This window comes from Paenibacillus sp. JT31N17 (assembly GCF_056269255.1).
The window spans coordinates 133,427-147,543 of the sequence record NZ_JBWDNP010000011.1 but is presented as its reverse complement, the minus strand read 5'-3'; the positions used below and the strand labels follow the sequence as shown (position 1 = coordinate 147,543).

12 protein-coding genes are annotated in these 14,117 nt (G+C 53.8%); 11 read left to right on the top strand and 1 reads right to left on the bottom strand.

The window, feature by feature from the left end:
- The first annotated feature begins 31 nt into the window (after nt 1-31).
- The 11 genes from AC0YOB_RS27285 to AC0YOB_RS27235 all read left to right on the top strand — a co-directional run bounded on the left by AC0YOB_RS27285 (nt 32) and on the right by AC0YOB_RS27235 (nt 12,866).
- The gene (locus AC0YOB_RS27285; protein ID WP_475795447.1) at nt 32-1,168 is read left to right on the top strand and encodes a sensor histidine kinase; all 1,137 of its coding nucleotides are present in this window, start codon (nt 32-34) and stop codon (nt 1,166-1,168) included.
- Nucleotides 1,165-1,764: a response regulator gene (locus AC0YOB_RS27280; protein WP_475795446.1), complete on the top strand. Its 600-nt coding sequence runs from the start codon at nt 1,165-1,167 to the stop codon at nt 1,762-1,764. The genes AC0YOB_RS27285 and AC0YOB_RS27280 overlap by 4 nt, the downstream gene beginning before the upstream one ends.
- Before the next feature lie 12 nt (nt 1,765-1,776).
- Nucleotides 1,777-2,502 (top strand): metallophosphoesterase family protein, encoded by a 726-nt coding sequence (locus AC0YOB_RS27275; RefSeq protein ID WP_475795445.1) that lies wholly within the window; start codon nt 1,777-1,779, stop codon nt 2,500-2,502.
- A gap of 446 nt (nt 2,503-2,948) precedes the next feature.
- Nucleotides 2,949-5,171: a helix-turn-helix domain-containing protein gene (locus tag AC0YOB_RS27270; RefSeq protein WP_475795444.1), complete on the top strand. Its 2,223-nt coding sequence runs from the start codon at nt 2,949-2,951 to the stop codon at nt 5,169-5,171.
- A gap of 328 nt (nt 5,172-5,499) precedes the next feature.
- Entirely contained in the window at nt 5,500-7,068 is a 1,569-nt protein-coding gene (locus AC0YOB_RS27265) for an extracellular solute-binding protein (protein WP_475795524.1), read from the top strand.
- 251 nt (nt 7,069-7,319) lie between these two features.
- The gene (locus AC0YOB_RS27260) at nt 7,320-8,225 is read left to right on the top strand and encodes an ABC transporter permease (RefSeq protein WP_379113514.1); all 906 of its coding nucleotides are present in this window, start codon (nt 7,320-7,322) and stop codon (nt 8,223-8,225) included.
- A 3-nt stretch (nt 8,226-8,228) separates the two neighbouring features.
- On the top strand, nt 8,229-9,116 hold the full coding sequence (locus AC0YOB_RS27255) for a carbohydrate ABC transporter permease (RefSeq protein WP_475770186.1): 888 nt from the start codon (nt 8,229-8,231) through the stop codon (nt 9,114-9,116).
- A 9-nt stretch (nt 9,117-9,125) separates the two neighbouring features.
- A complete protein-coding gene (locus AC0YOB_RS27250) occupies nt 9,126-10,082 on the top strand; it encodes a sugar phosphate isomerase/epimerase family protein (RefSeq protein WP_475795443.1) in 957 nt (318 codons plus the stop codon).
- Between the two features lie 8 nt (nt 10,083-10,090).
- On the top strand, nt 10,091-10,765 hold the full coding sequence (locus tag AC0YOB_RS27245; RefSeq protein WP_475795442.1) for a hypothetical protein: 675 nt from the start codon (nt 10,091-10,093) through the stop codon (nt 10,763-10,765).
- A complete protein-coding gene (locus AC0YOB_RS27240; protein WP_475795441.1) occupies nt 10,762-11,844 on the top strand; it encodes a Gfo/Idh/MocA family protein in 1,083 nt (360 codons plus the stop codon). The genes AC0YOB_RS27245 and AC0YOB_RS27240 overlap by 4 nt, the downstream gene beginning before the upstream one ends.
- A gap of 26 nt (nt 11,845-11,870) precedes the next feature.
- Nucleotides 11,871-12,866, top strand: a complete 996-nt coding sequence (locus AC0YOB_RS27235; protein WP_475795440.1) for a Gfo/Idh/MocA family protein — start codon at nt 11,871-11,873, stop codon at nt 12,864-12,866.
- A gap of 229 nt (nt 12,867-13,095) precedes the next feature.
- Here AC0YOB_RS27235 and AC0YOB_RS27230 read toward each other — a convergent pair whose 3' ends face one another.
- Nucleotides 13,096-14,079, bottom strand: coding sequence for an aldo/keto reductase (locus tag AC0YOB_RS27230; protein ID WP_475795439.1), 984 nt, complete (start codon nt 14,077-14,079; stop codon nt 13,096-13,098).
- Nucleotides 14,080-14,117 lie beyond the last annotated feature (38 nt).

Below are 14,117 nucleotides of genomic sequence, written 5' to 3'. Positions count from 1 at the left end.
TACGTGCGCCAAGATAAAGGTGGGGAAGCCCATGCAGAAGTGGTATCAGATTTTTCATAAAAACACGGGAATCATCCCTTATGTTTGGGTCGTTCTCTACATTCTTCCTTATTACTTTATATTCCGCTCTTCCTCGACGTATGAGGTCATGGTCGGAGGCATGCTCATCGCCGCTTTTTTTATCTGCTACGTGCTTTCCTTTATCTCAAAGGGCTGGCCGGTATATGTGTGGATCAGCATCCAAATTTTGATCTCGATTGCCATGAGCTTAATATACGGTTACGTATATTTTGCTATATTTTTAGCTTTTTTTATCGGAAATATCAAAAATCGCGCCGGATTTATTACGCTGTACGCCATCCATCTATCCAGCACAATCGTCACCATCAACTTCGGGTTCGTCTCGAAGAACCCCGTTATCATTACCCAGCTGCCCTTCGTGCTTATTAGTCTCATCGCTGTTATTCTTCTTCCGGTAACTACTTACAACCGGAACAAGAGCGACAAGCTGCAGGAGCAGCTGGAGGATGCAAACAAACGGATATCCGAGCTTGTGAAGCTGGAGGAACGCCAGCGGATCGCCAGGGATCTGCATGATACGCTGGGACAGAAGCTTTCCCTGATCGGCTTGAAGAGCGATTTGGCTCACAAATTAATTAGCCAGAACCCGGTTCAGGCCCAGAGCGAAATCGACGATGTCCGGGTAACGGCGAGAAGCGCCTTGAAGGAAGTCAGGAAGATGGTTACGGAAATGCGCGGAACAACCGTAGAAGATGAGATTTTCCGCATCAGGCAGATTCTCAAGGCCGCCGGTATCGAGTTCACGCTGGAGGGAGATCCCAGGCTGACTGACACCTCCCTGCTGAACGAGAATGTTGTGAGCATGTGCCTCAAGGAAGCTGTAACCAATGTGGTGAGACACAGCAGCGCTTCCGCCTGTTCCGTGAGGCTTGATCCTTCGCCCGCAGGCTTAAGAATCACCGTGAAGGACAACGGCGTCGGCATAGGCGATCCCACCACCTGCATGAGAGGAAACGGTCTTCAGGGGATGAAAGAGCGTCTTGATTTTGTGAACGGCAGTCTGGACATTCATTCAGCTGCTGGTACGACCCTCGTGATAAACGTCCCGAACGTCTTGAAACAACAGGTACAGGAGGCGGAGGTATGATTCGAATCGTAATTGCCGAGGACCAGCGGATGCTGCTTGGCGCGCTTGCTTCCCTGCTGGACCTTGAGGAAGATATGCAGGTTGTCGGGAGAGCCAACAATGGCGAGGAAGCCGTCAAGCTTGTCAAGCTTCTTCAGCCTGACCTTTGTATCATGGACATTGAGATGCCCATCAAGAGCGGGCTGGACGCTGCCGAGGAGCTGAAGGGCTTCGGATGCAAGGTGATGATTCTGACGACCTTTGCCCGTTCCGGCTATTTTGAACGCGCGCTCAAGGCCGATGTGCACGGCTATTTATTGAAGGACAGTCCCAGCGAGGAATTGGCCGATTCGATCCGGAGCCTTATGTCAGGCCGCCGGATATATGCATCGGATCTGGTGGACGAGGGCTACAGCGAAGAGAATCCGTTGACGCTCCGGGAGAAGGAAGTGCTGGCGCTAATCGCCGACGGCAAGAACACGAAGGATATCGCCAGCCACATGGACATTACCACAGGAACCGTCCGCAATTATATATCCGTCATTCTGGATAAGCTGCAGGTCACCAACCGGATCGAAGCGATCACACGCTTCAAGGAGAAGGGTTGGTTTAAATAAAGGAGTGAGCTGATGAGAGCAGCATTTATTTCGGATATTCATGGCAATTCCGTCGCGCTTCAGGCCGTTCTGGAGGACATCCGCAAGAAGGCCATCGATCAAATCTATGTGCTTGGCGATCTGTGCTACCGCGGACCCGATCCGAAAGGCTCTCTTGCTCTGGTCCAGTCGCTGCATACCCGCGTTATTAAGGGAAATGCGGACGAGTGGGTCGTCCGGGGCGTTCTTCCAGGGGAGGTTCCAGGGAAGGTCATCGACATGATGAATACGGAGCGGGACTGGACGGTGTCACGGCTGGATCAACAGGATATCGGATATTTGAACGGGCTGCCGACCAGGCTGCATCTGGATATGGAAGGCGTTTTCGTCAGCGCGTTCCACGCCACGCCGGACAGTCTGTTCGAGGTTGTTCTTCCAGGCGGGGAGGACGAGCTGCTGGAGGAGAAGCTAATGTCGGGGGCGGATGCGGATATTTTCATATATGCTCATATTCATAAGCCTTACATACGTTATATCAAAGGCAGGGTGCTTATGAATATCGGGAGCGTAGGCCTGCCGTTTGACGGGATGAAGAAAGCCTCTTACGCCATTGTCGAGGCGGTTAAGGGTTCAATCAGCTGTTCAATCGAGCGTGTTGATTTTGATATCGAAGAGGTTATCCATCAGTATGGGGAAGGGCAGTATCCCAATGCCGAAATGATGGCAAGAATCCTGCGCAATGCCAGCGTGAATCTGTAGCGGGGCGGAAAAAGCGCGGTCTTCAGGCAGCGCTCCTGCCAGCTGCAGCAGCTTGTTAACATGGACATCGTCAATTCAATTCCTTTATTCTCCATAAAAAGAGCCGCTTCGATTTTTCGAAGCGGCTCTTTTTTTCATAGCATAGGAAAATATAAAATTATTCCATAAATTGATTATATTTGAATTTGATGCTCCGCCAAAGGACGGCGCCAGCCAATTCTACTTGTTCCCGGCGAATTTCCCGCTGACAACACTGCGATAACACATCGGGGGTATGATGGAGATAGCCGGCTTTATTTTGTTGCCAAGATAGCATCCAAATGCCTGTCAGGTTGAGGGAAGAAACCAACTATGCCGCCATAGGAAGGCAAGGCTGTTTCTTCCTGCGGTATAGGATTCCAAATCCGCTGCCGGTAAAAAGCTCAAATGGAAGGGGCGAGGTTGATATGGAAAACAAAAAATGGTACAAGCGGTTTCTGCTTTCCCACCTCTCGACTCTGTTCGTCTCCGGAGCCGTCATTATCGCGATCGTTTTTGCCGTTACATACAACAATGTGGTCAAGGAAACCGAAAAGACCAACCGCACGTATGCGGACCATGTCGTGGACGGCATGACGACCTCGCTCAAAAATATCGAGCTGATGCTCGCCAATCAGATCGTCAAGAACGAGGCGATCAACGATTATTTCAACGGCAGCGCCTACGAGCCGAGTCTGATCAACTACAAAGCGTCCAGTGAAATTGCCAAGATCCGCAACAACCCGCTGATTCATTCGATTTACTTTTACAGAAACAAGGACCAGATGGTGCTGACGGGCGGATATGCCGCGAAGCTTGAGGACTTTACGGACAGGCAATTTGTACAGGAGGCGCAAAATAAGTCCCAGAGCGTCCACTGGTCGCCCATCCGCAAATATTCCGAGTTTCCGTTGATCGATCCGCCGGAGAGAATTATTTCGATTACCAAAAACTCCATCGGCAATGAGGGCATCATCGTGCTGAACGTAAAGGCCGATCTGCTGCTGTCGACGGCAAGCAAGCTCAGAGGCGGCACCAAGGAATTCATGGACATCACCGACGGGCAGGGCAGCCCGATCTACTCGACGCGTCCCGCCTCGCCGAGGGCGAAGCCGCTCACTGAACTGGAATCGGATTACATCGGCTGGCATTATTCGAGCGGAACGATCAGTACCAATCTGTTTGCTCAGGCTGCGATACGCTCACTGATGCCCTTGGCGATCATTATCCTGTCTCTGGCCGCCATTATTGCGTATATCATGTATGTCACCCGGAGAAACTATCAGCCGATCGAGAATATTGTAAGGCGTGTTTCATCTTATCAGCAGGAGACAAAGGCGGCAAATAGAGATGAGTTCTCGATTATCGAGCACGCATTCGACACGATGATGGTCCGTATGGATTTGATCGACCGGCAGGAGGCCGAGAGCGTGCATGTCAGGCGCAAGCAATTTTTCTTTGAGCTGCAGGAGGACGAGAAAGCCATCCCCATGCAGGAGTGGCAGGAATACGCCCGTCTGTTCGGATTGCCGGAGGATAAGTGCGGTTTGGTAATCGCGATTATGGAAATTGATAAATATGTCCCTCTGCTGCGTCGTGACCGGCAGGAACTGCTTGCTTCCAAGGAACAGCTGAACAAGGCGGCCGGGAAATGGCGGCATTCCGGCGCAATGGTCGTCGGCTCGGAGTGGATATCCGGCGACCGGTTGGCTCTCCTGGTTCAGGTTCATCCGGATCCGGAAGCCAAGCCGCCTACCATCGACGCCATGATGGACAGGCTGCGCAAATGGGCGGCGGGCGATCTGGTCTTCTCGGTAACGATCGGTATCGGCTCATCTGCAGACGATTGGCCGGATATCAAGACGTCCTTCCGCGAGGCGCTCGCCGCTCTTCAATATAAGATGACGGCCGGAAACAACCGGATTATCGTCTATCAGCAAATCAAGGACAAGGAAAATCGCGTCGATTCGCTTTATTTCAAATGGCTGGAGGATCTGATTCATCATTTCCGAATCCCTGCACCGGCCTGGATGGACGATTTTGCCCGGATTTTCGATCATCTGGAGGAGCGGGTGCTGAAGAACGAAGAGATGCAGCTGCTCCTGAACTATCTGACCCACCGTTTCGCCCGCGAGATGGAGGAGATATCGCCGGAGATCAATGAATATTGGGATACGGTCACCTATCCCCGGATGGCAGAGGCGCTCAAGGAGACGGGGGCGATGACGGAGATCCGGGCAATATATGAGTCGCTGATCGGCGAGCTGTACGATAAATACGTCACGATTCTGGAATCCGGCAGCAATACCCATATCATCTATGATGTGAAAAAGTATATCGAGGACAATTACGCGAATTCCGACTTGTCCCTGAATCATATCAGCGAACGGTTCGGCATGAACGGGAAGTATGCCAGCCAGCTGTTCAAGGAAGAATTCGGCGTCAAATTTGTCGATTTTCTGATCGGGCTGCGCGTTGGCCAGGCGCAAAAGCTGCTGCGTGAAACCGATCAATCGATCAATGAAATTTCACGGCAGGTCGGATACGAGCATGCCATTTCCTTCGGCAGGATTTTCAAGAAAATGGTTGGCGTGTCTCCCGGCGACTATCGCAGGCTGATGCACCCCGGCAGAACGCAAGAGGGAATGTAAAAAGCCGGAAAGCTAGTCGTTATGCGGGTTTTCGGGGATTTCCGACCTTTCGTATGTTCGCTGAATTTCGTTTGCTCCATACAAAACTCCAGGCAGATGCGCCAATCTGCTTTTTTGTTTGTTCCGCGGAAACGTGTAAATTGCCCTGCTTTTTAAGAAGCGCTATAACTTGAGAGGCAGAGAAGAAACGGCATGCTCCGACCTTCCTTATGCGGCGCACTTAAGTTTCTTCACTCAAAAATATAAGCAAAGTGCAGGTCGAATTCTATGCTTTCTTATATTTTAAAAAAAGATGGCGAGGTGTTTTATGAGAAGGAAAGGGTTGAGTATGATGCTGGCGGTTGTCGCATCGTTCGGTCTGCTGGCGGGATGCTCGCAGGGCGGGAATGAGGCGGGCAATTCCTCCGCAGCGACAGGGGGCTCCACGGCGAAGCCGGAGCAGGTTACCTTGAAGGTCGGTATTTTTGACAGGGGCAATTCTCCTGCGGGAGTTACCGTAACCGACAATTATTGGACTGATTATGTGCAGACGAATTTCGGCGATCCGAACAACATTAAAGTGGAATTCGTGCCGATCCCGCGTACGGACGCCACCGACAAAGTCAATGTCATGATGTCCAGCGGCGACGCTCCGGATATCGTATTCGCCAACACGAACGTGCTCACATCTTACGGCTACGCCAAGGACGGAGGACTGCTGGCGCTTGATGATCTCATCAATCAGTATGGTCCGAACCTGAAAAAATATCTGGCTCCCACGCTTGACCGCGGCAAGGTGGAGGGCGTTCAATATTCGATTCCCGGACGACGCGTCAATACGGGCAAATATGAGAATCTCATCCGTCAGGACTGGCTGGACAAGCTGGGATTGCCGATGCCGAAGACAACGGAAGAGGTCTATCAGACCTTAAAAGCGTTCAAGGAAAAGGACCCCGGTCAAACGGGCGGCAAGGTTATTCCCCTCGGCTTCTCACTGACGCCTGCGTCCATCGAGCCGATTGTCTGGTCCTTCATTCAGGACGGTCTTACGGACGAGCAGCGCTACACGCTGTCGGAGAGCATGGGCTATCCGCTTCTGCTCCCGGGGCATAAGGATGCGGTTGAGTTTCTGAACAAGCTGTACAACGAAGGGCTGATGAGTCCCGATTTCGCGCTGGACAAGGACGAGAAGCAGGTTTTCCAGGATGTCATGACGGGTAAAGTCGGCATGTACAGCGACAATCTGGGCAACAGCTACAATGCGACGCCGGGCATCGCCAAGGTGCTGACGCAGAACGTCCCTGACGCCAAGCTTGTCCCTGCCGATCCGTATACGAATAACGCCGGCAAGCATCTCAAGCCGGAATATGATCCGACGGGCTTCTTTTTGATGGTGCCGGCATCCAGCAAGCGCGGAGCGGAAGCGATCAAATATCTGGACTGGATGGCGCAGCCGGATGTCCTGTTTACGCTGATGAACGGCGTCGAAGGCGAGGACTATACGCTGGAGGACGGTCTGCCGCACCGCATCGAATCCGATGCGACGAGCAAGCGGATGTACAATTCCAGCGACATTACAATGATTACCCAAGGCGAGGACTTCGGCAGCGACGAGAAGAATTGGGCGGCGGCAGCTGCGGCTGTGCCTGAGGAATTCCAGCAATATGTGAAGGATGCCTACAAAATGTCGCTGACGGATACGATCAATTATGCGAACTTTACGACGCCGATCGAGGCGGAGAACAAGTATATGCCAACGCTGCAGGACAAATACGATGAAATTATCGTCAAGAGCGTGATGGCAAAGCCCGAGGCTTTCAACAAAACCTACGACGATCTGCTCAAGGATTATATGGCAAGCGGCGGCGACGCCATTGTGAAGGAACGCACGGAAGCCTTTCAAGCGATGAAGAAATAACAGCAGGAGCAATAAAGTCCGGTGAATAACAGGCGGAGCAGGCGGAAATAGTCTGGAGAAGCGCAAGCTGAAAGCTTTCGTAAGAAAGCTGCTTCGGGAGCATCTGCAGGGTACAACAGTCATCTCGACAAGTGACAAGCGATAGATATGCTTGCAGCGCCCCGCGAGTATCGTAAAGACGTTTTTCGCATGCGCAGCCTGTCTTTTTCACCGAGCTTTTAATTCGCAAAGCAGCAAGGGAGTGAGCTGGATTGAACAACAAAGGCCTTTATTTCTACCGTAACTGGCAGCTGTATGCCCTGCTGGTCCTGCCGCTCGCCTATTTCCTGATCTTCAAGTACGGTCCGATGTACGGCATTCTGATCGCTTTTCAGGACTACAATCTGTTCAAAGGCGTCAGCGGCAGTCCCTGGGTCGGGCTTGACGTGTTCCGGGAAGTGTTCGGGATGAGCGGCTTTTATGAAGCGCTGCGGAACACCTTCATGCTCAACATACTGGATCTGATCGTATCCTTTCCCGCTCCGATCGTGCTTGCGCTGCTGCTGAACGAGCTGAGCGGACGCCGGTTCAAGAAGCTGGCGCAGACGGCGTTGTATCTGCCCCATTTCCTGTCCTGGGTTATTATCGGCGGGATCATGTATCAGGTGTTTGCAACGAATACCGGTATTATCAATCTGCTGCTCGGGCATTTTGGCATCGATCCGATTCCGTTCCTGACGAACAAATATGACTGGCTTATTACGTATCTGGCTGTCGGGGTCTGGCAGAGCGCGGGCTGGGGGACGATTATCTATCTGGCCGCCATTACCGGCGTCAATACCGAGCTGTACGAAGCCGCCGCAGTCGACGGGGCTGGGCGGATGCGCAGGATGTGGTCGGTGACGCTTCCGGGGATTCAGCCGACCATCGTCGTCCTGCTCATTCTCAAGATTGGCGAAATTGTCCAGATCGGCTTTGACCGGCCGTTTGTGATCGGGAATGTGAGCGTCCGGGATTTCTCGGAGGTGATCAGTACCTTCGTGTACAAAATGGGGATACAGACCTCGCAATTCTCGCTTGCGACCGCCGTCGGTCTGTTTCAGGCCCTGGTCGGCATTGTGCTGCTTCTGGGAGCGAACTATATCGCCAAAAAAATAACCGAAAACGGAGTATTCTAAACGATGGCTGAGAACACTCGACTGATAACGGCCCGCAAAGGGAGGCCCTTCGAGGCTGTCAACGTAATCCTGATCGTTGTGCTGGTGATCCTCTGCCTGGCTCCCTTGTTTCATATCGCTTCGGTGTCGCTCAGCTCCAACAGAGCGATACTGTCTGGAGAAGTGACAGTTTTTCCAAGGGGCATCAATATGGAAGCGTACCGGAAGGTATTTCAGGACGATACGATGATCAGATCGCTTGGACTGACGCTGGTGATGACGGCAGGCTACACCTGTCTGGCCATGCTGATGACGATCGCTGCGGCCTATCCCTTATCCAAGAGGCTGCGGGGCAAGAAATTCTTCATGTTTCTGATTTTGTTCACGATGTTTTTCAGCGGCGGGACGATTCCTGATTATTTGCTGATCAGGGGTCTGCACCTGACGAATAATATCGGCTCGCTCATACTGCCGACGATGGTAAATCCGTTCTTCCTGATCATTCTTATCACGTTCATCCGCTCGCTCCCGGCAAGCCTGTCGGAGGCAGCCGAGATGGACGGAAGCAGCCATTTTCGGACGCTTGTCCAGATCATTCTGCCGCTGTCCATGCCGGCGCTTGCCACGCTTAGTCTCTTCTATGCGGTGGGCCGCTGGAACAGCTTTATGGATGCGCTCATGTATATTACCAATCCCGAGCTGTATCCCATACAGCTCAAGCTGTATCAGGTCATCGTGAACAGCATGACCAACGATCCGCTGTCGATGCAGGGAGACCAGCTGGTCTCGATAATGCCGGAGAGCATTAAAGCGGCAAGCATCATGTTCGCCACGGTGCCGATTCTGATCGTGTATCCGTGGCTGCAGAAATATTTTATCTCGGGCGTCATGCTGGGATCGGTGAAGGAGTAGAGACCCGATATGAACAAGGTAACGGACAAGGGAGAGTTTTCGTTTTCTACCTGCTGGAACATCAAGAAGCACCGGGATGGCCGGGCCATGATCGAAGAGATCAAAGGACTCGGATTCGGCAGCGTGGAGCTGAACTATAATGTGACGCGCGAGCATCTGGAGACGATCGAGCCGATGATTGACAGCGGGGGGATCCGCATATCCAGCGTACATCATGCGTTCCCGTTCGTTGACGACAAGGAGTACGACACGGATTCCGTCATGCTCGGCTTTGAGGATGAAGAGAAACGCAGGCGCGCAGTCGACCTGCTGAAGCAGTCCATTGAATATGCGGATCGTTACGGGGCGGAGGCAGTAGTCGTTCATCCCGGCGAGGTTCCGTTCCCGGTGAATATCGATTCGCAGCTCAAGCAGATCTACCGCGAGCAGGGCCGGGATTCGCAGGAATACCGGGATCTGTGGCAGGAGATGACGGAGAGGCGGGAGAAGCTTGCCCCGTCTTATCTGAATCGAATCCGGCACAGTCTGGAGGAGATCAGTGAATTTGTGGCCAGAAAAGGCTATCGCGTCGCCATCGGCATCGAGACGCGTGCCCGCTGCTATCAGATCCCGACGCTTCGGGAGGCCGGGGCGCTTATAGAAAGCCTGAAGGGCAGCCCGGTCGGGCTCTGGTACGACATCGGACACGCCATGATGATGGAACGGATGGGCCTGTACGACAATTTGCGCGACCTGCGGGAGGTCAGTCCCCATATCGTCGGCGTTCATATCCACGAGACGATCGGACTGTCGGATCACTGGTGCCCGTATGTGCACAGCGGGGATGACGTCTATTTCGACCATTTCCTCGAGGTCATCAAGCGCGCGCCAATCAAGGTATATGAACTGAAATCACAGTGCCTGCCTGAAGAAATCGAACAAAGCCATAATCGTATCACCCAAAAAACAGCTCTCCTGGAAGGATGAATATAACAATGAATAACGAATGGATTTCCAAATACGCCCCTTATATTTATTTTGACAACAACGAGCCTTTCTTCCCTGTCCGTGTCGGCGTTACCGTACTGGAAGAGGCGGGACCTTCTCCCTCGACGCGCAGAATCTTCGAATTTGAAGACCCGCAGGTCAAATATCTGATCGAATATGCAATCTATTGGGATTACGATATCCAGCATCTTTACGAGCTGGAGCATGTATGGATCTATGTCGGACATGACGGCGAAGTAGTGGACTGCGACGCCAGCTTTCACGGCCGGCATTTCAAAGGACTGCTCCACGACCGCAGCAATCTGGTGGACGGGACCCATGTCAAGCTGTATTCCCAGCCCGGCAAGCACGCCTTTCTGCCGCAGCCGGATATGTTCTATCTGCTGCCCGAGCTGATGACCTGCACGTATGAAACGGCTGGACGGCGGGGCCTGCTCATCACCGGTCCGTTCGACGGCGTCTATACGACCGATGACGAGACGGACCGGCTGGTGGAGCAGTACTTGAAGACGCGCCGTTTCAAGCCATCCATGGAATTTACCGAGTATCGCATCGATCCAGCCTTGTATGTGACCTGGGCCGAGCTGCATGCGGAAGTGCCGCTGCGCATCAAGGACAGATTGGCGGAAATCAGAGAGCTGCTGGGAGGTGCCCAGCAATGATGGACAAAGTAAAGGTTGGCGTGATCGGCTGCGGGTCCATCGCCTCCGGCAAGCATTTGCCCTCGCTCAGCAAGCTGGAGCAGGTCGAGCTGTGCGCGTTCAGCGATATCGTGCCCGAACGTGCCCGGCAGGCTGCGGATAAATTCGGCGCTTCCGGAGCCAAGGTCTATGCGGACTACCGCGAGCTGCTGGCGGATGCCTCCATCGATGTCATCCATGTATGCACCCCTAACGACGCCCATGCCGAGGTGTCCATCGCGGCGCTGGAAGCAGGCAAGCACGTCATGTGCGAGAAGCCGATGGCGAAGACGGCAGCGGATGCCCGCCGCATGGCGGAAGCGGCCCGCCGTACGGGCAAGAAGCTGACGATCGGCTACAACAACCGTTTCCGTCCGGACAGTCTTTTCTTGAAGAAAATGTGCGAGAACGGCGAGCTGGGCGATATTTATTTTGCCAAGGCGCATGCTCTCCGCAGACGGGGCGTACCAACCTGGGGCGTCTTCCTGGACAAGGACAAGCAGGGCGGCGGGCCGCTTATCGACATCGGCACCCATGCGCTCGATCTGACCCTCTGGCTGATGAACAATTATGAACCGCGCGTCGTGTTGGGTTCGGCTTATCACAAGCTGTCGCAGCGCGAGCAGGCGGCGAACGCCGCCGGTCCATGGGACCCGAAGAAATTCACGGTTGAGGATTCGGCATTCGGAATGATCGTGATGAAGAACGGCGCTACGGTCATGCTGGAATCCAGCTGGGCGCTGAATATGCTCGATACGCGGGAGGCCATCTATACGCTGTGCGGAACCGAAGGCGGAGCGGATGTGAAGGAAACGCTGCGCATCAACGGAGAGAAGTTCGGGCGGCTGTACGATACTGATATTCAATTCAACGTCAAAGGCGCGGACTTCTTTGAGGGCCGCAAGGAAAGCATGCACGACAAGGAGATCCGTCTCTGGATCGAAGCTGTTGTGAATGACACGGAACCGATGACCACACCGGAGCAGGCCTGCGTCGTATCCGAGATTATTGAGGCAATCTATGAATCGAACCGTACCGGGAATGCAGTCTATTTTGACTGATCCGGTCGATGGGAGGAAGGGATAAAATGATCCGGACAGCAATATTGAGCTTCTGGCATGTTCACGCCAAGGATTACGTGCTGCAGGCGCAGCAGCATCCGGATATCGCCATTGCGGCTGTATGGGATGAGGATCCGCAGCGGGGACGCATGCACGCGGAAACGCATCAGGTTCCCTATTACGACAATCTGGCGGAGCTGCTGGCCAATCCGGGCATCGATGCGGTCATCGTAACCGCGCCAACGACGATGCACCGGGATATTATGGTGGCGGCGGCGAATGCGGGCAAGCATATTTTTACGGAAAAGGTGCTTGCCCCTACGCTCCTGGAGTCCAACGAAATTCTGGCGGCCGTGGAGTCCGCAGGAATCATGCTTACCGTATCGCTGCCACGGCTGAATACGCCGTTCGCACAGGCTGCGCAGGAGGTTATCGGCAAAGGTCTGCTCGGCAGGCTGACGCTGGCCCGCATGAGGCTGGCGCATAAAGGCGCGCTCTCGGAAACCGGGCTGCCGGCGTATTTCTACAGCCTGGAGCAGTGCGCAGGCGGCGCGATGATCGATCTCGGATGCCATCCGATGTATCTGACGCGCCTGCTGCTCGGTATGCCGGAGAGCGTCAGTGCAAGCTACGGTTATGTAACCGGCCGCGAAGTGGAGGACAATGCCGCAGTTGTGCTTCGCTATCCTGACGGTGCTCTTGGTATTGTCGAGGCGGGGTTTGTGAACCCGTTCTCGCCGTTCACGCTTGAAGTGCACGGGACGGAGGGCAGCCTGCAGTATTCCGCTCACAGCCGCAAGCTTATCGTCGCGAGCTACGCTAACGGCGCTGATCCTGTTGTGGAGTGGCCGCTGCCCGACGCGCTGCCAACGGCGTTCGAGCAGTGGGTATCGAGTATCCGCAGCGGAATTCCGGGCACCCGGAATATGGAACTGGCGCTCGATCTGACCCGGCTGATGGAGGCCTCCAATCTGTCGGCGCGTTCGGGCGGAGCGGTAAGTCTGGCCGATCTGAAGGAGTAGCATTTATCAATGACTGTTCGGGCAATCTGCGCTTGGCTTCTTTTAAACGAGGCGGCTTTGAACGAGTTGCGCTTGGACAGATTGTATTAGAATTCGAAGAAGACCACCCGGGGGAAGTCAGACACCCGGGTGGTCTTCCTTTTTTTGAGAAACGAACAACCAAAACCAATAAGCAAGCATTGCTGACGGAAGCAGCACAATTCGATCCGTTATCCGGCAGATGCGGTCATTACAGGTTCAGATTATTCATACCCGCTTCTGCATAGCGGGTCCCTTCCGCCACGCCTTTGGGGGCGATTTCGTCGATCAGCTTAAGCTCATCCGGAGTGAACTGAATCCCAAGAGCGCCTATATTCTCCTCCAGATACTTTCTCCGCTTCGTACCGGGAATGGGCACGATGTCGTTGCCCTGAGCCAGCAGCCAGGCCAGCGCCAACTGCGAAGGCTGACAGCCTTTAATGGCGGCCAATTCCTCGATCTTGCTGACAAGGTCCAGGTTCTTGCGGAAATTGTCGCCCTGGAATCTCGGGGAGCTCCGGCGGTAATCATCCTCCGCAAAATCATCGAATTTCTTAATCTCTCCGGTCAGGAACCCGCGTCCGAGAGGACTGTAAGGGACGAAGCCGATGCCGAGCTCCCGGCATGTCGGCAGGATCTCATCCTCGACATCCCGGCTCCACAGCGAATATTCCGTCTGCAGGGCCGTAATCGGATGAACCGCATGGGCTCTGCGAATGGTGGCGGGACCGGCTTCGGATAATCCGAGGTACCGCACTTTTCCTTCGCGGACGAGATCGGACATTGCTCCAACCGTTTCTTCAATCGGCGTATTGCGGTCTACGCGATGCTGGTAGTAAAGATCAATATGATCCGTTCCAAGCCTGCGGAGGCTCGCCTCGCAGGCAGCCTTGACATATTCGGGACGCCCATTGATGCCGATCATCTTGCCTTCCTCGTTCCATTGGTTGCCGAACTTGGTCGCGATCACGACTTCGCTGCGGCGCTTGGCAAGCGCCTTGCCGACAAGTTCTTCATTCCGGCCGGTTCCATACATATCCGCTGTATCAAAAAAAGTAATACCCAGCTCCAACGCGCGTTCGATCGTCAGGTTCGATTCCTGGTCGTCCCGTCCGCCGTAGAAAGCGGACATGCCCATACAACCCAGACCCAGAGCGGACACTTCAAGATTTTTACCAAGCGTTCTCTTATTCATACTTTCTGATACACCTCCGCAAAATGAATAGTACAGCA

Bases quoted from the DNA above. Each gene is read 5' to 3' on its own strand.
- AC0YOB_RS27285 (WP_475795447.1), top strand. From the start codon at position 32: ATGCAGAAGTGGTATCAGATTTTTCATAAAAACACGGGAATCATCCCT.
- AC0YOB_RS27280 (WP_475795446.1), top strand. From the start codon at position 1,165: ATGATTCGAATCGTAATTGCCGAGGACCAGCGGATGCTGCTTGGCGCG.
- AC0YOB_RS27275 (WP_475795445.1), top strand. From the start codon at position 1,777: ATGAGAGCAGCATTTATTTCGGATATTCATGGCAATTCCGTCGCGCTT.
- AC0YOB_RS27270 (WP_475795444.1), top strand. From the start codon at position 2,949: ATGGAAAACAAAAAATGGTACAAGCGGTTTCTGCTTTCCCACCTCTCG.
- AC0YOB_RS27265 (WP_475795524.1), top strand. From the start codon at position 5,500: ATGATGCTGGCGGTTGTCGCATCGTTCGGTCTGCTGGCGGGATGCTCG.
- AC0YOB_RS27255 (WP_475770186.1), top strand. From the start codon at position 8,229: ATGGCTGAGAACACTCGACTGATAACGGCCCGCAAAGGGAGGCCCTTC.
- AC0YOB_RS27250 (WP_475795443.1), top strand. From the start codon at position 9,126: ATGAACAAGGTAACGGACAAGGGAGAGTTTTCGTTTTCTACCTGCTGG.
- AC0YOB_RS27245 (WP_475795442.1), top strand. From the start codon at position 10,091: ATGAATAACGAATGGATTTCCAAATACGCCCCTTATATTTATTTTGAC.
- AC0YOB_RS27240 (WP_475795441.1), top strand. From the start codon at position 10,762: ATGATGGACAAAGTAAAGGTTGGCGTGATCGGCTGCGGGTCCATCGCC.
- AC0YOB_RS27235 (WP_475795440.1), top strand. From the start codon at position 11,871: ATGATCCGGACAGCAATATTGAGCTTCTGGCATGTTCACGCCAAGGAT.
- AC0YOB_RS27230 (WP_475795439.1), bottom strand. From the start codon at position 14,079: ATGAATAAGAGAACGCTTGGTAAAAATCTTGAAGTGTCCGCTCTGGGT.